The sequence below is a fragment of the Chitinophaga sancti genome, from assembly GCF_034087045.1.
Classification (GTDB): Bacteria; Bacteroidota; Bacteroidia; order Chitinophagales; family Chitinophagaceae; genus Chitinophaga; species Chitinophaga sancti_B.
Genome location: NZ_CP139247.1, coordinates 120,578 through 143,950, shown reverse-complemented (window position 1 = coordinate 143,950; position 23,373 = coordinate 120,578). Strand labels below are relative to the sequence as shown.

Annotated in this window: 16 protein-coding genes; 7 read left to right on the top strand and 9 right to left on the bottom strand. The window is 36.2% G+C overall.

All coding sequences use genetic code 11. From position 1 onward, the window contains the following. Positions 1-83 precede the first annotated feature (83 nt). The gene (locus SIO70_RS00520) at positions 84-1,232 is read right to left on the bottom strand and encodes a site-specific integrase (protein ID WP_320578439.1); all 1,149 of its coding nucleotides are present in this window, start codon (positions 1,230-1,232) and stop codon (positions 84-86) included. Between the two features lie 218 nt (positions 1,233-1,450). Between SIO70_RS00520 and SIO70_RS33290 the strand changes: the two genes are divergently transcribed. Next, complete coding sequence (locus tag SIO70_RS33290; protein WP_414017893.1) at positions 1,451-1,612, top strand: transposase domain-containing protein; 162 nt, start codon at positions 1,451-1,453, stop codon at positions 1,610-1,612. Positions 1,613-2,037: 425 nt separating this feature from the next. Here SIO70_RS33290 and SIO70_RS00510 read toward each other — a convergent pair whose 3' ends face one another. Next, positions 2,038-3,360, bottom strand: coding sequence for a thioredoxin family protein (locus SIO70_RS00510; RefSeq protein ID WP_320578437.1), 1,323 nt, complete (start codon positions 3,358-3,360; stop codon positions 2,038-2,040). A 581-nt stretch (positions 3,361-3,941) separates the two neighbouring features. Between SIO70_RS00510 and SIO70_RS00505 the strand changes: the two genes are divergently transcribed. The 3 genes from SIO70_RS00505 to SIO70_RS00495 all read left to right on the top strand — a co-directional run bounded on the left by SIO70_RS00505 (position 3,942) and on the right by SIO70_RS00495 (position 12,288). Beyond that, complete coding sequence (locus SIO70_RS00505) at positions 3,942-7,298, top strand: SusC/RagA family TonB-linked outer membrane protein (RefSeq protein ID WP_320578435.1); 3,357 nt, start codon at positions 3,942-3,944, stop codon at positions 7,296-7,298. 76 nt (positions 7,299-7,374) lie between these two features. After that, the gene (locus SIO70_RS00500; protein WP_320578433.1) at positions 7,375-8,802 is read left to right on the top strand and encodes a RagB/SusD family nutrient uptake outer membrane protein; all 1,428 of its coding nucleotides are present in this window, start codon (positions 7,375-7,377) and stop codon (positions 8,800-8,802) included. A gap of 861 nt (positions 8,803-9,663) precedes the next feature. Beyond that, positions 9,664-12,288, top strand: coding sequence for an alpha/beta hydrolase family protein (locus SIO70_RS00495; RefSeq protein WP_320578432.1), 2,625 nt, complete (start codon positions 9,664-9,666; stop codon positions 12,286-12,288). Positions 12,289-12,672: 384 nt separating this feature from the next. Here the strand turns inward: SIO70_RS00495 and tnpC are convergent, their stop codons facing one another. From tnpC to tnpA, 3 genes are all read right to left on the bottom strand, one after another. Beyond that, positions 12,673-14,217, bottom strand: a complete 1,545-nt coding sequence (gene tnpC, locus SIO70_RS00490) for an IS66 family transposase (protein WP_320578430.1) — start codon at positions 14,215-14,217, stop codon at positions 12,673-12,675. Positions 14,218-14,429: 212 nt separating this feature from the next. After that, entirely contained in the window at positions 14,430-14,783 is a 354-nt protein-coding gene (gene tnpB / locus SIO70_RS00485; protein WP_320578429.1) for an IS66 family insertion sequence element accessory protein TnpB, read from the bottom strand. A 3-nt stretch (positions 14,784-14,786) separates the two neighbouring features. Further along, positions 14,787-15,104, bottom strand: a complete 318-nt coding sequence (gene tnpA / locus SIO70_RS00480; protein ID WP_320578427.1) for an IS66 family insertion sequence element accessory protein TnpA — start codon at positions 15,102-15,104, stop codon at positions 14,787-14,789. Positions 15,105-15,493: 389 nt separating this feature from the next. Here tnpA and SIO70_RS33285 point away from each other — a divergent pair, with 389 nt between their 5' ends. After that, a complete protein-coding gene (locus SIO70_RS33285; protein WP_414017892.1) occupies positions 15,494-15,628 on the top strand; it encodes a hypothetical protein in 135 nt (44 codons plus the stop codon). 78 nt (positions 15,629-15,706) lie between these two features. Here SIO70_RS33285 and istB (SIO70_RS00475) read toward each other — a convergent pair whose 3' ends face one another. The 3 genes from istB (SIO70_RS00475) to istA (SIO70_RS00465) form a co-directional block, all read right to left on the bottom strand. After that, positions 15,707-16,438 carry an IS21-like element helper ATPase IstB gene (istB, locus tag SIO70_RS00475; protein ID WP_320578425.1) on the bottom strand — a complete coding sequence of 244 codons (732 nt, stop codon included), beginning with the start codon at positions 16,436-16,438 and terminating at the stop codon, positions 15,707-15,709. A 434-nt stretch (positions 16,439-16,872) separates the two neighbouring features. Next, positions 16,873-17,601 carry an IS21-like element helper ATPase IstB gene (gene istB / locus SIO70_RS00470; RefSeq protein ID WP_320578423.1) on the bottom strand — a complete coding sequence of 243 codons (729 nt, stop codon included), beginning with the start codon at positions 17,599-17,601 and terminating at the stop codon, positions 16,873-16,875. 18 nt (positions 17,602-17,619) lie between these two features. Continuing rightward, entirely contained in the window at positions 17,620-19,164 is a 1,545-nt protein-coding gene (gene istA / locus SIO70_RS00465) for an IS21 family transposase (RefSeq protein WP_320578420.1), read from the bottom strand. 257 nt (positions 19,165-19,421) lie between these two features. Between istA (SIO70_RS00465) and istA (SIO70_RS00460) the strand changes: the two genes are divergently transcribed. Beyond that, the gene (istA, locus tag SIO70_RS00460) at positions 19,422-20,966 is read left to right on the top strand and encodes an IS21 family transposase (RefSeq protein ID WP_320578418.1); all 1,545 of its coding nucleotides are present in this window, start codon (positions 19,422-19,424) and stop codon (positions 20,964-20,966) included. A 40-nt stretch (positions 20,967-21,006) separates the two neighbouring features. Beyond that, complete coding sequence (gene istB, locus SIO70_RS00455) at positions 21,007-21,744, top strand: IS21-like element helper ATPase IstB (protein ID WP_320578417.1); 738 nt, start codon at positions 21,007-21,009, stop codon at positions 21,742-21,744. On the opposite strand, the gene istA (SIO70_RS00450) is transcribed toward istB (SIO70_RS00455), so the two are convergent. Next, the gene (gene istA / locus SIO70_RS00450; protein WP_320578415.1) at positions 21,741-23,369 is read right to left on the bottom strand and encodes an IS21 family transposase; all 1,629 of its coding nucleotides are present in this window, start codon (positions 23,367-23,369) and stop codon (positions 21,741-21,743) included. The two genes, istB (SIO70_RS00455) and istA (SIO70_RS00450), sit on opposite strands and share 4 nt — an antisense overlap. Positions 23,370-23,373: the final 4 nt, after the last annotated feature.

The window sequence follows — 23,373 nt, the reverse complement described above, 5'->3', positions numbered from 1 at the left end:
ATAATCTCCACATATTATTAACATTGCATACGATTTTTTTTGGAAATGATTTAACTGAATCGGACATGGAGTTGCTGGAAGGTTTACGTTGAATCGGAGCTCCCATGCCCTAGCACTTCTGTAATCACAGGCAATACCGTACTTTGCTCTAAAAGTAGGCTGGCAAGGCTGTGACGAAGTGCATGCGGACCATAATGACGATGGCCGATATTGACACCTGATGCAATAAATGCACCATTCACCAGATTGGTTATACCGCAACTATGGATTCGCCCGAAGGGTGAACGGGCGAGCAAGAATACATAAGGTTCTTCAGATACTGGCCGGCCATACTTCAGGTAATCAATGATCGCTTCGCCAACTTCGGCAAGTAATGGGAGCTGAAGCTCCCTACCAGTTTTATACTGGTTAAGCACAATAATACTTTGATCCCAATGTAGGTTCTCAAATCTCATCCCGGCGATGTCGGAAGCTCTAAGGCCAAGTCTGGCAGCAAGCAGGACGATTGCATAATTGCGTTTACCGCAACCATTTGATCGATCAATTGTACCGATCATCTGCTGAATCTCATCTATTTTGAAAACAGAGGGTAGTTTAGCTTGTTTCTTGTAATTGTCCTTGGGAACAGAAAGCGAAGTATCCGTTTTAAGTATCTCTTGTTCAAAAAGGTATTTTAAAAAGGTCCTTATTGCTCTCAAGGTCATATGGGCAACGGACGGCTTACGCACATCCAGGGTTTTAATATAACCTAGAATAATGAACTTGTCTACCTGATCCATAGACATCAAACCTTTCTTTTTCAGAAAGATGAGAAATCGGCTTAAGTAGTGCTCCCGCTCATTAATCGTAGATCGTTTTAACCGAAGAGACATCAGGTGCGCAACAAACTGCTTCACAAGTTCGCCAATCGGGCCGTCCAGAAAGATCCGCTCCCTGTAACTCACGAGTGTGCCAGTATCGTAAAATTCACAGAGTACGTTGATGATCTTTACCACGTCCTTGTCGTGCTTGGAAAGGGAGGCATAATCGAAGTCACCAAACTGATTAATTAGATATTGTCTACCAATAGTAGAAGTAAATTCACTAATGCCTTGGGTTAGTAACTGACGATACATTCGTCGCCAGTAATAGCTGTACCAAATAACAGTACTCTTAGTCCTCAACAGTTTGTTAATTAACACTTCACCTGCATCAAAAATGAGCTGATCGAAGGTTGTTCGAATTTTTCTCATAACTGGTTGTTTTAATGATCGCTGCATTGCGGTCACTATAACAACAAATATGGTTATGTAAAGTGTTTTGGTTCAGAACAAATCTCTGACATGGGTTTTGCTCTGTACTTTACATAATCTTCAGCTATACATAAAATAAATTATGTAAAGCTTTACATAATTTATTTAGAAAGAACTCCCTTTTTGCAAGCAATGAACATGGCGGGGAAAGGGCTGCATTGTTTTACTCACTGGTCGAATCCTGTAAGCTGAACGGGATTGATCCATTCGAATACTTAGCTGATGTGTATGATCGACTTTACGACTGCAAAGCTGCTGAACTGATACAGTTATTGCCTTCAAACTGGGAACCAGCCAAAGAAAGGAAGGCGGCTGTTTAATTGATCCTGAATAATCAAAGAACTTATTGATGCAAATGTAACATCTGTTGAGGGAATCAGGAAGATGCTCCGGATCGAATGTTTACTTTTGAACTGCTTGAAAAATTCTTTTGAGAATTGTGGTTTTTGTTTGTCCATGGTACTGTATTCAAAGTTAAAAAATATCGGGGCCAAATCCAGCCGCTGTACCCAGCAGGTGTCGTTTCGTTCGGCTCCGCTACGCCTCACTTCACTCCACCTGCTGGTGGTATTAACTTGATACAGTTGAGAATATACTTACACAAAGAATTTTACACTACCTTTTTTATCTATATCCAAGTTTATATTTTGAGCGTGGTAACCCCAAATTATAAACTACTGGGAGAAAATTTCCTCTTTTTATTTTAAACCTGACATTTTTTCCGGAAAATAGTGTTTTAATATAATTAAAATCTACCATCCCACGTTGGCTCTCCTTTTTTCATTACAGCCATTACTTCTTCATAATATGTACTTTTATTACCTGTACTTCTAAAGTGGGAGTCTATTGCCATTTGTTCAAGCTGAATAGCATCATTAATTTTCCCAAGCTTATATAATAAATTTGCTTTAGTATCGTAGTATGCATATAAATTAGGATCATTGTTTCCTCCAATTTTTATGCTTAGATTAATCCAGTTAATCGCATGTTGAATTATTTTTTTATCATTGCAAGAAAGAAAAACATCCCAGGCAGCTTGATTCAATTTAAAAGCATCGCCCCCAAACCCTCCTCCTGGTTTTAATTGTCGTTCATTATATTTTTTTTCGTATAGTGAAACATATTTCCCCCAATTTTCTATTTTTCTATAAAAATCTATTTGAGAATCTGTTATTATTTCTTCTACTGACTGATTCCCAAATTTCTGCGCAATTATTGTCCTGATATTAGACCAGTCAGGATTTAATGAGATTGGCTGATTACCATTGTATAAAAGTGGAATAACTATATCTTTTGTGATTACAATTTTGATGACATCTTTTGCAAAGTCTTTTCTATAATATTCTAATTTTTCTGGTTGATTTAGGCAAACGATGAATAACCGATTAGATGTAGTAAACAGGTTAAAATGGTCCATCCAAAATCTTATATTTTTTTTTGCACATAGTTTATCAATAGTTAATTTATTAAGATATTCTTCGTTATAATTTTCAACTATGTCTTTTTCAGTTGCTTGGTCTCCATATAGTTTTGCCGCCTTGGCTAATTCAGGATATTCGGAGTAGTCAAGCTTTCCTAGTTTATAATCATTTAATATGGTATAATATTGTTTATCTGGATTTCTTGCGTCTTCAGCAAGACTAATCATTTTACTTTTATCCATGTACCCTAATCCCCTATGAATAATTTCACCATTTGGCGTGAAAAATAGCAAGGTTGGAAATGCGTATATATTGTATTTAAATTGAAGGTTATGTGCATCTGTATAACTTTGCTTTATTGATGGATTGTCATTTGATGTACTATCTAGCTGAAATTTTATGGATATAAAGTTCTTGTTCATTTGACTACCAACTTCCTCGGAAGAATATATATCTCTTTCCATTGCTTTACAAGGGCCGCACCAAGAAGCATAGCAATCGATAAAAACATATTTGTTTTCTGCCTTTGCTTTTTCAAATATTTGATTCAGTGAAAGATCCTGTTCAAATTTTATTCCTTTTTGTTGAGATAAAGCACTAATGCTTAAAAATACCAAAAAAGAAAAGAAAGCATGTTTTTTCTTCATGTGAATACGGTTGAATGTTTACATACTTATTGCTATGTGATATGTTTTATAACATGTTGACTCAAGTATTTACTACTCATGGGGCTGTCAGATTAATTTAAAATTTTATAATTATTTATTTAAAAAATTCATTCTCTATACTATGGAGGTTCTATTTAGCTTTGCACCCCGACAAGATGTTTCTGATTACTCCAAAGCTATTTATATCAAAGTTTAGTACAAGACTGTTGAGTTTCGAATAGAAAAAGATAAATTTTCATTTTTATCCACTTACAATGGAGAATTTCATTCATTATTTAAGAATAATCCAATTATTTATATAGAAAAGAAGTAATAAGGATGTTCTATACATTAATTATCCTCCAACGCAACAAGATTTCTAATTAAATGAGATAAAATATCAATTACTTGTCTCATCGTTAATGTTAATTCAAGGTTAAGTGTTGTTTTATGGCTATGAATTAGTTGTTAATAAGCCTTCATTTAATGTTATGTTATCTACCCTAAAGCAATATTGAAATAATTCTACTTAAATCAATATCAACCAATAATCATAATGTCCCTTTCTTAAATTTTTTTTTATGAATGATAAAGTACAATTAAAAGCAGTTACAATCTGCAAAATATTTATTTGTTTAATCGTGTCACTTATTGGATTAGGTATAAAAGCGCAGGCTTTTGTAAGAGATAATGACGCAAAGATTATCATACATGAAAAATCAGTAAGAGAGATATTGAAGATGATATCCCAAAGAACAGGAATAATGTTTACTTATAGCAATGCTCAATTTGATGACAATAGGATAATGTCAATAAATTTTTCAAATGTTTCGTTAGATTCAATTGTCAGATATGTAATTAACGGAACTGGTTGCGTTTTTACTTACAGCCATAACAAAAATATCGTAATTTTTAAAAATAGTAATTTCAAGGAAAATCAACAATTAGAGCCTATTGATTCCCTAATTACCTTAGCTGGAAGGGTTATGAATGATAAGGGTCAGCCTATTCCTGGAGCAACTATTTTAATCAAAGGAAGACGAATTGGTACTGGGTCAGATGATGATGGCAGATTTATTTTGCAAGGAGTAGTGAAAAATTCCATTATTATTATTTCAAGTGTGGGGTACGTCTCTCAAGAAATTTTGGTACGTGGATTTAAGTGGGAAAATTCAATTATTCTAAAAGACTATATACCTGTTTTAGATGAAACAATTGTAGAAGCTTATTCGGTTACATCCACCAGGAAAATAGTCGGAGGGGGAATTAGTGTAATAAGATCTGAAGATATCGAAAAAAGACCAGTTACCAATCCACTCCTATCTTTGCAGGCAGCAGTTCCGGGGATAACAATTGAACAGAGTACAGGTATTAGTAATACTGGTATTAAGGTTGAAATAAGAGGGAAGAATAGTTTAGCTATGAATAGTTCTCCTTTATATGTTATAGATGGAGTGCCTTATACATCACAACTTTTACCAAGTATAAATAATGTTCTCGGAGAATCTGGTAGCTTCCAAGGAACTTTGTTTAGTGGAAACCCAATGAGTTTCATTAACCCTTCAGATATTGAGAGTATAAGTGTTTTAAAGGATGCTGACGCAACATCTATTTATGGTTCTCGTGCAGCATCAGGAGCAATTTTAATCACTACAAAGAAAGGGAAAAATGGTGCAACAAAAATTAATATAAATTTTCAAAATGGTTGGGGGAAAGTTGGAAGGCGGCTTAATCTTTTAAATAAAGAGCAATATCTTGAAATCAGGCATGAAGGATTAAATAATGATAATGCTTCGATATCTACATATGACTATGATTTAAACGGAAATTGGGATACAACGAGATATACCGATTGGCAGAAGGTATTATTAGGAGGAACTGCAAAATATTTAGATACTCATGCTTCAATCTCCGGGGGAAATTCTAATACTCAAATTCTTGTAGGAGCTGGGTACCACGCAGAAACATCTATTTTTCCTGGAAAATATTTGAATCAAAAGGGATCTCTTCATTTTAATATTTATAATTCTACAAATAATCAACGTTTTCGATCTCAATTATCAGGAAACTACATGGTCGACAATAATAATATTCCTAGTAGTGACCTAACCAATTTAGCGGTAACTTTATCACCTATAGCACCGCCTTTGTATACATCTGATGGGGCATTGAACTGGCAACCTGATAAAGATGGTAATTCAACTTGGTCAAACCCTCTTGCATACTTATACACTAAGTCAAATATAAAGACTTATAATTTGATTAGTAACTTGTTATTAATTTATCAAATTAAGCCGAATTTTACTATTAAGAGTAATTTTGGTTATACTAACCTTAGAGTTGATGAATTTAATAGCACTCCATTAAAATTTTTTCCACCAGAATACCTATCTTTTTTGACAGGATCGGCAACATTTAGATCTGGAATTATTAATTCATGGATAATTGAACCTCAAATAAATTATGATTTAAAAATTGATAAATATTCAATAGGGATAATAGCTGGAGGATCACTACAAAATAATAACAGCCAACAACAGGTTGTATATGCAGATGGGTATACTTCAGACTTGCAGATTGAAAATATTAGCTCTGCTCCACGTCTTTCTAGTGGTTCAACTATTGCAAGTATTTATAAGTATAATGGAGTGTTTGGAAGAATTAATTATAATTTTAGTGACAGATACCTTTTTAATTTCTCTGTTCGTAGAGATGGTAGTAGCCGATTTGGAGAGATGAATTTATTTAATAATTTTTGGAGTGTTGCAGGAGCTTGGCTGTTTTCTGGTGAGAAATTCATTGCCAACTATAGTAGTGTTATTTCTTTTGGTAAACTCCGTGCGAGTTATGGCACTTCGGGAAATGATCAAATAGGTGATTATCAATTTTTGAATTTGTATTCAAGATTGAATGTACCAGTTCCCTATCAAGGAACCGTTGGTTTAGCTCCTAACGGGTTATCTAATCCTTATCTACAATGGGAAGAAACAAAGAAAATGCAATTTGGACTTGATTTAGGACTATTTAAGGATCGCATATATTTTAGCGGTAATTACTATGAAAATCGTTCTTCAAATCAATTGGTGACTTACTTACTTCCAAGCATTACAGGATTTAATGGTGTAACTAAAAATTTCCCAGCTACCATCCAGAACTTAGGTTGGGAGTTAAGTTTAAATACTCAAAATGTAATTTCTAACGAATTTAACTGGTCCACAAGTCTCAACGTAACTATCCCAAAAAATAAGCTAATATCATTTCCTAATCTTTCAAATACTTCATATGCATCTACCTATGTCATTGGCCAGCCAATTAATCTCGTTAGAGCATTTGAATTTGAAGGTGTTAATAATGAAACAGGATTGTATCAATTTAAAGATAGTCACGGAGGAAGTACTTCGTCTCCTAGTTTATTAGATGATAGATCTGCAATTATGAAAGTTGCCCCCAAATTTTATGGAGGTGTTCAGAATACCCTTAAATTTAAGCGATTTCAATTTGATATCTTATTTCAATTTGTAAATCAAAATAGTTCAAGCAATGTTCAAGGAAATAGGCCTGGAAGTTTTAGTGGAGGACAAGGAAATCAACCAACATCAGTACTTTCAAGATGGAGAAAGCCTGGTGATAACACATCTATTCAGAAGTTTAGTTCTAGTTATTCTTCCGACGTTTCTAATGCTTATTATTCTATATTAAGTAGCAATTTTGTATATGGTTTTGGAGGTAGTTATATTAGATTGAAAAATCTCTCATTATCGTGGGAGGCTCCTTCTTCTTGGTGCGTAAAATCCCATTTGCAGGGATTGAAATTATACGCTCATGCACAGAATTTATTGACAATTACTAATTATATTGGACTAGATCCTGAAACAAAAAGTTCTTCATCTTTACCTCCACTTAGAATGGTTACACTTGGTTTACAAGTTAATCTTTAATTATTCATTAATAATAATTAGGTCTATGTTTTGTTATCAAAAATTTAACGGTTTCCGAAATATAAATACACGGTTTATGGGTTTATTATTAATCTATTTTGCTTCAATTATAATAATGTGTAGTGGATGCGAGAAATTGATTGAAGTTAATGCACCGTATACGAGCATAAATGCTGAGAATGTTTATAATGATGATGCAACTGCAACATCTGTATTAACAGGAATTTATGCAAAAATTAGTAATCAAAATTGGAATTTTAATTCAAATGGTAATTTAGGTAATATCCCCCTAATCACTGGTCTTACAGGAGATGAAATCGTCCTTTTTAATAAGAATAATATATTTTTATTATCTTGTTACAATAATTCTATCCTTAGTAATAATGCTCCAACCTATTGGAGTGAATGTTATAATAATATTTTTGTTGTAAATTCTGCAATTGAAGGATTAAATAGTTCGAAGTCCTTAAACCCCAAAATTAAAAATCAGTTATTAGGAGAAGCCAAATTTATTAGAGCTTACGCTTATTTTTATCTAGTTAATTTTTACGGGGATGTTCCTTTAATTTTAAGTACAGATCCTTTAAAAAATGCGGTTTTAAAAAGAACTTTATCTGCCGATATATATGATCAAATTGAATCTGATTTAGAGGAAGCAAAAAATCTATTAAGTGAACAATTTGTAGGAGTTGATCTTTTAAGCTCTTCTAACGAAAGAATAAGACCTACAAAATGGGCTGCTTGTGCCTTATTAGCTAGAGTCTATTTGTATAGAAAAAAGTATAATCAGGCAGAAACAGAAGCCAGCAAGATAATTGAACAAAGTTTATTTGAATTGGTAGATATAAATGATGTATTCTTGAAAAATAGTAAAGAAGCTATTTGGCAGTTGCAATCCGTTCATAATATTCAGGCAAATACTGGTGAAGGACAATACTTTATTTTACCGGATACCGGTCCAAGTACAGTTATAGATTATCCGATTTATTTAAGCGAAAACATTGTTCGTAGTTTCGACGCTGAAGATTTAAGAATGAATCTTTGGGTGGATAGCATAGTTACAACTGATAAAGTATACTATTATCCTCATAAATATAAAATTGGGAGATCAAATAATGGTTTAATGAATGAGTATCCTATGATGATTAGGCTAGGTGAAATATTATTAATTAGAGCAGAGGCAAGAGCTCAGCTAAATAATATTGCAGGATCTCAAAGTGACATTAATGAAATAAGGTTTAGAGCTGGGCTTTCTAATACTAATGCGTCTAATAAGGTGGATTTGTTAAATTCTATTATTCATGAAAGACAAATGGAGCTTTTTACAGAAAATGGTCATAGATGGTTTGATTTAATTCGAAGCAATAAAATCGATTCTATTATGACTATAGAGGCAACTAAAAAAGGAGGCGTTTGGAATCATAATTACATAAATTTGCCAATTCCTAATTCAGACTTACTTGCAAATCCCAATCTTACACAAAATCCCGGGTATACTAATTAAATTTATAATGAGTTATTCAGTTGCAAGGTTTTTTTATTTATTGTCTAGTCTTACATTTCATTTTCATAGATTTTAATTAAGTGAATTTTTAATTGTATATATTTTAATAAAGAAGCCAACTAAATATTTATAAGTTGGCTTCTTTATTAAAATTACTTTTAATTAAATTCAAATTAATTAAGTGGTCGTACTCTAGCTGTGATGCAAGATGTAGTTGCTGGTGCTGAAGTTAAAGTACAGTATAAAGTTGTGATAGGTGAAATTGTAGTATAGGCTAGATTTGTGCAAAATCCGCCGAGAAAAGTTGTACACTTCAGTTGGCCATTGAATTTGTGTTGAGCCTTAAAAGCTAAGGTACCTCCAATTGTGCTTATCAAACCAATAGCTGCTAAAATTATTTTTGCTTTTTTCATAATTTATTTGCTTTTTTCAATCAAAAAGCTAAAGTTTTAGGTTATAAATATTTGTCCACATTGAATGAAAATTATAAGGCCGTAGACATTCCTTATAATATATCCGGATAATTAGTTAAATAAGAATAGAAAAAATAAAAATTATACTTATGATTTATATCATTTTTGCTTTAAACTTTTATTAGAAAAGTTGTTTGATGTATATAATTTATTGAATCGGTTTTATCAAAATTAAATCTGTTCTTTAAATAAATAAATAGTATTAACAGTAAAAAATTAGGAAGTATCTAATTACTAATCAACCCTAATTTGTTTCTTGTACTAGGCATTGTTCTTTTAAAATATTTTAAATGATTTTTTAAATAGATCTATTTTAGTTGTCTAATTATTTGCATGGTGACTTGAGCTTTTGGGCGTTTATATTATAATGATATTATAATTTACATTTATGAAGTATTGTGTTATTTATTTTACTTTATTTTTCCTGTCGAAATTTTGTTATTCTCAAAAGCCAGTAATCGATGAAGCAATTTTGGATAGCTGGACTTCAGTTGGAAGCGGAGCTATTACAAATGATGGGCTTTACTTTTCATATATTATTAATAATAAGAATAGTGAAAAATCTGTGCTAGTTGTAAAAGGTATAAAAGAGAAAAGCGAAAAAAGATTTGTGGGTGTGTCTAGTTCAAAATTTACTGAAAATAGCAAGCAGTTATTATTTACTCGACATGATAGTTTATATATTATTTCTTTGAAAAATTTTGATTCTCATGTTATTCCCCAAATAAAATATTTTAATCTTATTAATTATGATAACACTCAATGCATTTTTTATAATAATAGCCAAGATGAATTTATTATTTTTCAACCGCTAAAAAAAAATATAAAATATTGTTTTAAAGGAGTCATCAAATATTGGTTAAGTAAAGATGGTAGTCAGTTGGCGCTGTTGATAAACGAAGATAACCCAGCGTCAGATAGTAAAGAAAGATTATATATTGTCAAGACTAAAAAAAATGAATTTACCAAGGTTTGGGAAGGAGCAGGATTAAATGATGTAGTTTTTACCTCCAAGAATGATTATTTTCTATATGTTAAAGGAGAAAGAAATTGTATCTATTCTTTTGAGGAAGGAATGAAAGAGCCAGTTTTATTAATTGATGACAAATCGTTAGATATTTTTAATTTATATACTATAATTGGTATTCAGGAAAAACATAGTAGTAGCCAATATTTATTTGTTAATCTTCAAGATAAAGATACCATAAAACCATTAATAGGCTCTGTCATGTTAGATATATATAGTTATAATGACATTAAAAATCAATCAGTGCAATTAATGGAGTTGGGTCCTAAGAGATATTTAGGTGTAGTTGATGTCAAAAATAAAACGATTAAGTTATTAAATAGTAATAATGAATCGGTTAACATTAGTGGTGATAATAAATGGGTACTTACTAGGTATATACCTGGAGATATTTTTGAACATCATTGGAATATTTATTCTCAACCAATCTGCTATTTAGAAAATATTTTAACTGGAAGTAAAAAGCGGTTGAACATTTCAAGGGAAGTCGATTTTTCGCCAGGAAATAGATATTTATTCGGATTTGATAGTACTTTAAGTGATATTTACAGTTATAATTTAAATACTGAAATATTAACAAATATTACAAAAAAGTTGCCCATACCAATTATAGATAGTACATATGATTATCCTACTAATAAAAGAGGTATCTCTGTAATAGGCTGGTTTCCACAAGACTCTGCATTATTAATAAGTGATCGTTTTGATATCTGGTTATTAGATCCTGTAGGTAAATCAGATCCAATTTGTTTAACTAAGCATGTGGGACGTAATAATAACATTTTTTTTAAAGTTATTGGAATTGAAAGAGTCGGACAGTTTTTATTGGATGTAAAGCGTCCTTTAATTTTAGGCGCCTTTAATAACGAAACAAAAGAAAATGGATTTTATAGTGTTCGTATTAAAAATCTAACGTCCTTTCGTCAGTTAAGTATGGGGAAGTATACTTATGAGAGTGAAAATATTATATTGGGTAAATACATATTTGTAAAATCGAGCAATAATAAATCTTATTTAGTATTACGTGGAAGTACAACTGAATCTCCAAATTATTACTATACGAATGATTTTAATCACTTTTTAAAAGTAAGTAATATTTCACCAGAAAAAAATTGTAATTGGCTTACATCCAAATTAATTATTTGGACTAACTATGAAGGAGAAACTTTGAAGGGGGTTCTTTATTTCCCGGAGAATTTTGATTCAACAAAAACTTATCCAATTATTTTTCATTTCTATGAAAAGATGTCTGATGAATTATATAAGTTTCAGCAACCTGGATATACGCATGGACTTTTAAATATTCCGTGGTTTGTCAGTCATGGCTATTTAGTGTTTACGCCAGATATTAACTATAAAATGGGATACCCCGGGAAAAGTTCCTTAAGCTCAATAGAAAGTGCGGCCAACTATTTATCAAGGTATTCTTGGATTGATACTTCTAGAATGGGATTACAGGGCCATAGTTTTAGTGGATTTGAGACAAATTACATCATTACTCATACAAAACGTTTTTCGGCAGCTGTTGCGGGATCTGGAATGTCAGATTTTATAAGTGACTATAATTCTTTATTAGGAGGAGGAGAAAGTCGTCAGGAATTTGCTGAGGTATCACAAAATCGAATAGGAGCCACGTTATGGGAAAGGCAAGATTTATATATTGAAAATTCTCCTATACTAAAAGCAAATCAAGTATGTACTCCATTATTATTGATGAATAACAAGAAGGATGGTATAGTTCCTTTTTTTCAAGGAATGGAGATGTATTTATCTCTTCGTAGACTAAACAAGAAAGTATGGTTGTTGCAATATGACAATGAAGGACACCATGTTTTAGATGAGGAAAATTCAAAGGATTATACCCTAAGAATTAATCAGTTTTTTGATTTTTATTTAAAAGACTCTTTACCTCCTAAATGGATGAAATATGGCGTACCTGCGAAATTAAAAGGAATTGATTTGGGTGTTCAAAAATTGAAAGATTAACAATGTGTCAGTTAAAAGTAAGCATTTCAATGATGAGTTTTTCGCTGCATAAATTGAAATAGCTCCGATTTAATCTGACAGTTAGGGTTAACTTTAAGTTACCACACTTTCATTAAACCTTTAAACTGCCAGAAATGAATACAGCAGCAAAAGCGTATGCCTACTATGATGTAATATTGTTCGCGGAGATGCAAAATAAATTTGGTTCTTGTAAATACTGGGCATAACAATTCCATGTACTATCAAAATAATATATAAGCATCCTACAATAAACAGTCGGTGCAACTTTTTGAGTGTTGCATGCTGCAAGGTTCATTTAAGCCTATATAATGTGTACCTCCGAGTAGCTTAAATAAGGGTATTCCCATTATTGCTAACTTTGCCTTAAGCGGTAGTGTTGCTTTCTTGTTTTTCCCAGCGGTGAGGCAATAAAGATTTAAGTTTTGAGGTAGTCAGCTCATTGATGTTGTGACTTAACATATCCTTCAACCATTCATAGGGATTAACATTATTCAGTTTGCAGCTAACCAGTAACGAGTATAAAAGGCCTGCTCTTTTGGCTGCTTCGTGAGAGCCGCAGAACAAGTAATTTTTGCGTCCGACAGCCAGATTTTTCATACAGCGTTCAATCGGATTGTTGTCTATATGAAGATGCCCGGTAGTAGCATAGAGACTTAGTCCTTCCCAACGTTTGATACTATAAGCCATAGCTTGGGCAATTGGACTTTTGGGGCGAAGCTTTACATATTCCTGCTTCATCCATTCACCCAAAGACTTCAATATGGGCAAAGACTTCTCCGCGCGCCGTATTTTGATCTGCTCCTCATCAAGTCGTTGTTCTTTACATTCCTCTTCCACCTTGTATAATTTGGCTATTTCAGTCAGCACATGTTCAGCCCGCGCCTTATCATTTTCTTTACTATCGTAAAATTTACGGCGCGCATGAGACATGCAAAAGAATATAATCATTCCTTTGATGTTCAGCTTGTCATAGACTTCATAGCCGTCCACCTGCAGGTGTCCTTTAAAGTGTTGCAATATATTTTCGGCTGCGGGTTTATCCCTTCCGCGGTGATAGTCAAAGTAGATTAAACGTCCATCTCCGGTCAGGTATGTCCAATAGTAGCCCTGGTGTGTGTCTTTTTTCACCTGGCTGTCCAGTACCGCTATGCCGGTTTCATCTCCGTGCCAATACTGCTGCTGATACATTTCATGTAATTGAAGATGGCCTAATGGCGTTACAACGTTCGCTACCTGGCGTACCCAATCAGTAATAGTAGAATATGCAATGCTGATGTTACTTCGTTTGAAGCTGTCCAGTTGGCGATTCAGGGGCTTATGATCAATAAACTTATCGATGATGATCTGTGCCAGCAACTCAGGTGTTGCTATGCTTTTTGGCAATGCCTGTGCCGGTTGTCTGGCTGCTACTATACGGTGCTGGCCAGGTTGGCCGGGAATCGGGCATTTATAACAGGGACGAACTGTACGTTTGATAAATATCTCGCCCGGTTTCCAGCCGAGTTGCTCTTTAATGTCCTCTCCGTCCTTCTCACAATGGCTTACATCTTCATCCGGTTCGATGATCTGTTCTTCTACGCGTAAATGTTCCGGGAAAGGGTTTTGTAAGCCGTTTTCCCGGGGGGCTTGTCTGGCCTTGACGTAGCTTATTTTTTGAACATCAGACAGGTTAGTAGTAGCAAAAGCTGTTTCAAAATTCAGTCCCAACTCTTGCTGTACTTGTGCCCCGGAAGGGATGAAACGCTCAGACTTAAAACCACCTAATAACTTCGTGAGTTGGTGCAACTGGTATTGTAGCTGGGTTACCTGGTTTTGTAATTGAAGGTTGCTTTCCTGTTGAGATTTTAAAAGCGGCAGCAGTTGCTCATAGAGCACTTTGTAATCTATATTTTCCGTTGCTGCTGACATGGTGCAAAGATAATACAGTACTGTATTTTAGCATATAGCCTACAACCGAAAGTTATACAGTCTAAAAGTGAATAAACCCACCCTGAAAAATGATTTTAAAAAAGGGCACCGAAAAATGTTAATAACCCGACATGTTTTTCTTAAAATAAAAAAACGTTGCCATTTTTTATAGATGGCAACGTCAAATATATTCACACAATGATCCTGATGGATCACATCGTACCAATGTATCGCTTGCGCAGAAACGCTTTCTTCAAAGAGATACCCTGTAAGATCATACTTAACTGTTTAGCTGTAATGCTACTGTGAGTGCCTTCCATAATACCTGTCGGTAACTCAAAGGTGCCTTCCTCTAATCGCTTATAGTATAAGCTAAAACCATCCCCTTCCCATTCTAATGCCTTCAGGTGCGTTTGCCGCTTGTTCAAAAAAATAAACACATCCCCCGTCTGAATTTCCATCCCCAGTTCGTTGGTAACAAGCCCGCTCAAGCCGTCAAAACTCTTGCGAACATCTGCCCATTTGTGATACAACCAGTAATGGGTGCCGTTGTTAATCTGTAACATAAATTAACTGATTAAGGCTTTTAAAAAACTTACAGATGGCTCCCGGTAAAAACGGATTCCACGGTATTCCGCAAAGAGATCCTGGGCGGTGGACTCTTCCTGGGGCTCTGTTACTTTAAGCAATGTGAAACTACTTTGGTGCTCTATCGGCTTATCTCGCAACTGGGCGTGATACTTCTTTTGCCAGTAGTGATATGTTCCTGGCGAAAGATCATACAGCTCACAAAAATCTTTCACCGTCATCGAACTGCCTTCATGTTCGCCTATCAGTGCAAACATCTTTTGCTCCTTCGATAACCCATTTGATTGTTTCTGTTCCATTTGTTTATTTTTTTGATAAACCCGGAAAGTAAACTTTTTTAAACAGCCTAATTTTTAACTACTCGGAGGTACACTATATAATGAGTGTTTGTAACCTCCGGGAAGAACAGACATCTTTAATTAAAGTGCTGCAGGCATACGTAACGATGAACACTCATAAAAACTTATAATTATTTGGATAGTTCTTCTACCTTTATAAACTATTTAAAACACGGTCGCCATCAATCCCAGCTTCCATATATTTTCCTTTGCCATAAGGTTCCATGTAGTGTGATGAATATTTCTAATTTCAATAATCTAATGAGAAAACACATGCTCCGTTCAGAAATTCACTTGATGAACGGCATCATGGGCCGCACGCTCTTCGTCATAGCCTTGTTACAAATCTTTTGGAGAAGGAAACCTCATTATCTGTTATTTCAGAAGTTTTAGGGCATTCAAGAATGGAAAGTACAATGTGCTATTTAAGGGTAGATATGCAATCATTGAGGAAATGTGTACTGTGTAGATTCTGTTTATGTTGACCCGGGTCTCTGGGATGTTGCCCCACCTGCGTAGCAGGTAATAAAAGTAAGAGCTAAATGCTATGTAAAATACAATGATTATTTATTTCTTCGTCTTAGTGATTCTCCTTTTAATTCTACCCTGTGTGCATTTGCTGTCAATCTGTCAAGGATTGCATCGGCCAAGGTCGGATCATTAAGATACTCATGCCATTTCGCGACAGGTAGTTGTGATGTCACAATTACACTCTTCTTTCCATATCGATCCTCAAGTAGCTGAAGTAAAGTAAGACGGATCTCCTGTGCCATCGGTGCCAGTCCGAAGTCATCGAGGATAATGAGAGTCTGTCGCTCAAGATGATTCAGTAATTTGATATATGATCCATCCAGTTTAGAGAGTGTTACTTTCTCTATTAGCCGGTTCATATTCAAATATGTCGTTTTAAATCCCATCAGGCATGCGTGATGGCCAAGAGCACAGGCGAGGTGGCTCTTGCCACAGCCTGTCGCTCCTGTAATTAAGATGTTTTGCCCCTGATTTATGTAATCGCTACTGGTTAAAACAGCTAGTTGCTGTTTAGTCAGATTCCGTCCGGGGCTGCAATCTATTTGCTCTATTGTTACAGGCAGTCTTAGCTTTGCCAGTTTTAAATAGTATGCAGTCTTTTCATTGCTCCTATTCTGTTCTTCTGATTGAACCAGGTAAGCAATAAGATCATGTCCTTGTAATTGTTGATTCATAGGTAATTCCAGTTGAGCATTATAAGCCTGATACATTCCCTGCAGGCGAAGTTGTTTCATTTGCTCAAGTGTTTGTGTTGCATTCATCATTTGATACTTTTTTATTTATAGTGATCCTTCCCCCTGATATTGTCATGGGTGTCTAAAACGGAGGTCATTGGGCCACCCATAACGGAGCATACCGGGCCAGTCAAAACGGCGATATTGGGCCAAAATGAGCAAAAGTAATTTGCCTAAAACGGTTTTAATAAGCCAATCTCCAGGTTCCACTCTTTAAAACGGAGGTCATTGGGCCAAAATAAGGTTTCCTGCTTCCCTTAAACGGAGATCATTGGGCCAAATTAATCAATAACCGTAGCCCAAAACGGAGGTCATTGGGCCACTTTCCATGATTTGCTGTGTATTTCGGGGAAGCTGACCAGTGATCCGGTATCGTGACCACCTTTATAACATAATAATATTCCTGCCGGAGGCAGGCCCATCCAAAATAAGATGTCGATTATTACAAAAGTAAGAAAGTCCTACTATTTGCTTTTCAATTTTCGCATGGATTCTCCCTGAAGTTCAATTCTATGCGCTTTATGAACAAGTCTGTCAAGTATTGCGTCTGCTATAGTACTTTCACCGATAACTTCATACCATACATTTACAGGCAACTGTGATGCGATAATTGTAGAGCGACGGCCATGCCTGTCTTCAATAATTTCCATTAATGTATTTCGATTATGATTGTCTAACGGCTGCAAAGCAAAATCATCCAGGATCAGAAGATCGAACTTCTCAATTTTATTGATCTCTTTGATATAAGATCCGTCACCTTTTGACATTTTCAATCTTGAGAAGAGCTTCTGTGTGTTAAAGTACAGTACCCTGCATCCTAATTGGCAAGCCTGGTGGCCGAGTGCTGATGCGATGTAACTTTTACCCACACCAGAGGCTCCTGTTATTAGAAGGTCTTCCTTCTTTTGAATAAAGACACCTTCAGCAAGTCGTAGGAGCTGCGTTCGGTCGAGATTTCTGCTCTTATCAAAATCTATTTCTTCGATGCTTGCCTGGTAGCGGAACTTTGCACCTTTCATAGAACGATTGATCTTTCTATTTTCTCTATTTTCCCATTCTGCCTGTACAAGCAAATGGATTAGTTCATCGTGTGTAAGAGAATCAGGGCGCTTATTTGCCAATACTGCAGTATAGGCTTGTTGCATTCCATAGAGCTTCATTTGGCCCAATTGCTGTTTAATAATTTCTTGCATAAATATTTAGTTTAAAACTTATTGGAAGTGATCCTTACCTCGGATATTATTATGAAGTGGCAGTTTTCTCTGTTGTTCTTCCAGCTCTTGTTCAAATAACATTTCTAATCCTCCATCCAGGATTTTCTTTATCGTTTTATAATTATATATCTGGTAATAGCTTGCGCGTTCAACAGCCTTTATCAACCTTTCTTTACCAGTTTTCTTTGCCAACGTTAAAATACCTAAACAACTCTTATATGCCTGTTCAGGATATGCTCTCTGCTCCAGGATTTCTTCCAGATATAACCTTACCTGAGGAGCAATGCTATCGGCCCATGATAGGAACTTTTCCGGATTCCAGTCATTTACAAATTGATGAGTGGATGGTAAGTGATCTCCTGTAGTTGTATATGTGTAAGGCTGGTAACTTCTGGTGTGGTAGGCTATTCTTTCTGCTTTAAAGAATATGTGTACATGATCTTTTGAGTATATAATTTTAACCTCTTTACCAATGAAGCGATATGGTGTACTATAATAATGTTTCTCAAGCTGCACATGGCAGTTCTTCATTACTTTGGCGACTTTATACTGTTTAAACTGGTAGGTTTCTACGGGTAATGGTGACAGGCATTTCGATTCTGACAGTTCAAATTTCTTTCTTCGACTTATTCCCTCTTTTTGTAATAATTCATTGTTATGTCGCTCCAGCAGTTCATGAATAGCAGTATTTAATTCCTTCAGATCAAAGAAGTTCTTATTCCTTAATGGCGCGTAGACTCTTTTATACATGATGTTTACAGCACTTTCCACAACAGCTTTGTCCTTTGGTCGCCTGCTCCTGGTCGGATAGATTGTTGTTTGGTAATGGTTTCCAAAATCAAAAAAGCTTTCATTAATCTCAGGTTCATAATTGTCCGCTGAAGTCACGGCAGATTTCAAATTATCTGTAATTAAAGCCCGTGGTACACCTCCGAGATAACTTAATGCATTAGCTGTAGCGTGTAAAAAGTCTTCCTTTCTTTGAGTGTAAAGAGCCTCAATGTATGTTAACTGACTATAACCAAGGATCGCGATATAAACTTCCACATCTGTAACTAAACCATCTGCATAGTTTATGAGACGTAGCTTTTTACCTGCGAAGTCAATGAAAAGCTTATCACCTGGCTGATGTTCAAGATGCATAGTCGCACCCCTATGTTCTAACCATTCACGATAGTACTCGCAAAATTGTGTATATGCATAGCCATCGGGATAACGGGCCTTATACTCGCCCCATAAAATCCAGCGCGTTACTCCCGTTCGCTTCAACTCTTGTTCAATCCAGACGAACATCCCTTCAAGTTGTTCATATCTGGATTTGCTTACTACCGTGGGTTCAGCAAAAAGCCGCTCTAATTGATGGTCTTCCATTGAAGCTAATTCTTCAATGTTTAAACCCTTTAATTGAGCTAAACGAATATACTTTTTTACGGTATTACGAGAAGTAGACATAGCTCTGGCAATGGCTTCCAGCGCCATTCCATTCCTTCGATGCAAAAAGATCTGCTTTAACTTGATCATGCTGATAGTTTCTCCTGACATCTTCCGGGGATTTTATACCCCAAAACAAATAAATACATGGAAACTACGGGTGGTCAATATGCCGTAACGGCATATTGACCACTCAGCAGGATAAATTATATATGTCGTTCCGGCATGTTGACCCCTCTGGAGTAATGATAATCAATACAATAAGATAGGAGTCTAATTACGGTGCTGGTCAAGATAGCGGACTGGTGGTCAACAGGATTCGAAATTCACAATTTGCAATAGTCTTGTACCTAAAAAGCAATAGGTATATGGCGGGTCAAAGAATCAATGTCATGGAAGTACGTACATTAATTACACTGAAACAGAAGGGCTGGAGCAATCGTAAGATTGCCGACTACATTAAGGTCAACCGTAAGACTGTAGACAGTTATATGGCCCGCTTTAAAGCATTGGATTTTCCCCTGGACGCCCTGATGCAGTTAGAAGATGCTGAACTTGCAGATCTTTTTACAGAAGATAGCCAGACCGAAAAAGAGCGCTATGAGACACTGGCCGGTTACTTCAGCTACATTGAAAAAGAACTTTTGAAGCCTGGTTGTACACTTGGAGCATTACACCAGGAATACTTGTCAAAACACCCGGACGGTTACCGTTATACACAGTTTTGCTGGCACATACGGCAGTGGAATAAAAGGAGTACGCCGGGAGGAAAACTATTGCATAAAGCTGGCGACAAATTGTATGTCGACTTTTGTGGTGATAAGCTCTCCTATATTGACAAAACTACCGGGGAACTGATAGCTGTAGAAGTGTTTGTGGCAATATTGCCCTGCAGCCAATATACCTTCGTAAAAGCAGTAGCCTCACAGAAAAGAGAGGATCTGATCACTTGTTTATCTGCTTGTTTACAGTGGTTTGGAGGAGTTCCTCAGGCCATTGTATCTGATAATCTGAAAAGTGCTGTGAGCAAGGCACATAAATATGCGCCACTGATCAATAAAACATTGGCCGATTTTGCACTTTTCTATGGCTGTGCTGTAGATCCTGCCCGCCCTTATCATCCGCAAGATAAAGCGTTAGTTGAACGCGCAGTGGAGCTGGTATACCAACGTATTTACTACCCAATATCACGCCATACCTTCTTTTCTCTTGAAGAGCTTAATACTGAGATCAGCAATATGCTGATCACTTTTAATGATTACCTGTTTGCCCATGGAGGTACAACCCGCCGACAACAATTTATTGATACTGAAAAAGAGTGGTTGCAATCGCTGCCACAGGGCCGTTATCACATACGGCAATACAGAAGAGCCAAGGTGCAGAAAACAAGTTATATCTACCTGAGTGAAAGCCGGAACTACTATAGCGTACCCTATCGCTATCAAGGCCTTCACGTAGAGGTACAATATAATCAGGTATCAGTAGAAATATTCTATAACCATACCCGCATATCCAGTCATCGTCGTTGTTTTACTCCAGGCCACTATACTACTATCAGCGATCATCTGCCTTCTACTCACCAGGTATATAATGGCTGGAGTCCTAAGTTCTTTGAGGATAAAGCAGCGCAGATAGGTAATAATACACTTCTCTATATCCAAAGGTTATTAGGCCAGTATAGCTATCCGGAAATTGCTTACAAGCAATGCCAGGGAATACTGGCTTTAGGAAAGGATTATACCTCACAACGCCTTGAACAGGCCTGTCATCGGGCACTCGAATATCATAAAGCCGGCTTTCATACTGTTGAACGCATTTTAAAGGCAGGTCTGGACAAGCTGTCAGATAATCCTGCAGAGCTGCCTTCCATCCCGGAGCATGCAAATATACGCGGAGCCGCAGCTTATCGCTAAGCACTGGTATCAACTATTACTTATTAAAAAACAAATCATAATGAACGAAAACAACACCGTAGAGAAATTACGTCGAATGCATCTTAGCGCCATGGCCCGTCTTTACCATCAAAGTCTTGCTGACCAGCATTACACGCATTGTACCGCAGATGAACTGCTAACCTTGCTGGTGGATGCTGAATGGGAACATCGTCAGAAAACCCGCATAGAAAGTCTGATCAGGCAGGCTGGTTTTAAACAGATCGTATCACCACAGGATATTGACTATATGACTAACCGTAGCCTTGACAGGAATGTGATAGAACGATTACTTCATTTACAGTTCCTGGAAAAGGCTGAAAATATTATCATCACAGGCCCTACGGGCTGTGGCAAAAGCTTCCTTGCACAATCCATAGGTGTAAAAGCCTGTCAAATGCTTAACCGCACACATTATTACCCAGCTACCCGCTTCCTTGATAAAGTGAAATTAGCCAGACTGGATGGATCCTACTCTAAGATGATACGAGCGATAGGTAAGCTGCCGTTATTGATCATTGATGATTTTCTATTGACTCCTGTAGACCAGACCATACGTACTTCATTACTGGACGTAATAGAAGAACGATATGAGAAAGGGGCCACTATTATATCTACTCAGATACCAGTAGAACAGTGGCATCCACTAATCGGAGAAAGCACCATGGCTGATGCCATACTTGATAGACTCGTGTACTCCTCACATAGAATAACATTAACAGGAGAGTCTTTGAGAAAGAAAAAGAAACTTACTGCTTAACTTTTAACCAATACCCGTAATATTGCAATGGAAAGTGGCCCAATGACTCCGTTATACCTGGCCCCATATCCTCCGTTTGGGCTGGCCCAGTATCGCCGTAATAGACAATGGGTAGGTAATACAGTTACTTCTCTTGATTCCTCTGATCTATCCAGGCCCCGTTCAAGGATATTCCGGACCATAGTGTAATTAACGCGTGTGCCCAGCAATGCTCTTTTGCAAGCTCGCTCAAGGCGGTCAGCCCCATACTTTTTCTGAAGCATCAACATGCCAAAGCAGGCTTTATAGTTTTGTTCAATATAAATGCTATTTTCCAGGATATTTGCGGCTGTTTGTTGAGTTGATGGCCCAATACGAGCTGCCTGAGCTAGTAAGTCATCCCGGTTCCAGCCTTTTATCTGCTGCATCCGCTGATGATTGGGTGGCATGTGATCAGGTATAGTATTGTAAGACTTTTGCTGGTCGTTCCTAAAGTGAATAGCTATTCTTTGATATTCAAAATATGCTTCTACGGAATGTTTATCATATAACACCTTAACTTTTTTCCCCACGTATTGATAAGGTACACTGTAATAGCGATGGTCGTCAGAAAGCTGAATATGATAATTACGCTGGACAGTCAGCAGGACAACTTTTTTAACAATAAAGGGCGTGGATGGAAGTGGTTTCAAACATGCTTTCTCGTGTTGCTCATAATAGTACCACCTGCTATAAGGGGTATTTCTATAAGGTTTATTATTGAGAAGAATAAGCTGATCATACATTGCTGCATTAAGAGCTTGCAGGCTGTTGAACTCTCTGTTTCTAAGGGGGCCATAAATGTGGTTATATATTATATTTACAGCTTTTTCAACCATTGCCTTATCCCTTGGGCTATACGGCCTGGTCGCACTAAAAGTAGTTGCATAGTATTCACTTAACTGGCCACATATTTCAGTAAATACTGGTTCGTATTTGTCCGGCTTTATTACAGCAGTCTTTAAATTATCACATAAGATCGTGATCGGAACACCACCGAAGAAAAGTAACATTGCATTGATGCAGGCAATAAAATCAACTGTACGTTGAGTATGAACCGACATACAAAATATAAGACCACTAAATGGAAGGATTGCAATGAATACTTCACATTCAATTTTTTCACCCGTATCTGTATCTATATATGATTGCTTTTTGCCTGCAAAATCGATCATAATGATGTCTCCAACAATATAATCCATGTGCATGGCAACATCCAGCCTCTTAAGAAATTGATTCAGATGATGGCAATAGTGGCTATATACATATCCATCAGGATTTTGCCGTAAATATTCCTGCCAAAGTAATTGACGGGTAACACCTGTTCTTCCCAGCTCATGCTGTATATCCTTAAAATGGCTAATCAGTTGCTCTAACCGTTGTGCATCATGAGCCATGCTTTCGTTACCATAAGCTCGTTCCGCCAGTGCTACATCATTTTGATTGTTTTGAGTGCTATCATTTTCATTCGTAAGCAAGGTTAAATATTTCCGCACACTATTGCGGCTAATGCCTAACCGACGAGCCATTTCCCTTATACCTACACCATCCTGCTTAAGCTGTAAAAGTTGCTTTAATTGTTCCATTGCTATTGGCTTTTGTCCCATGCTC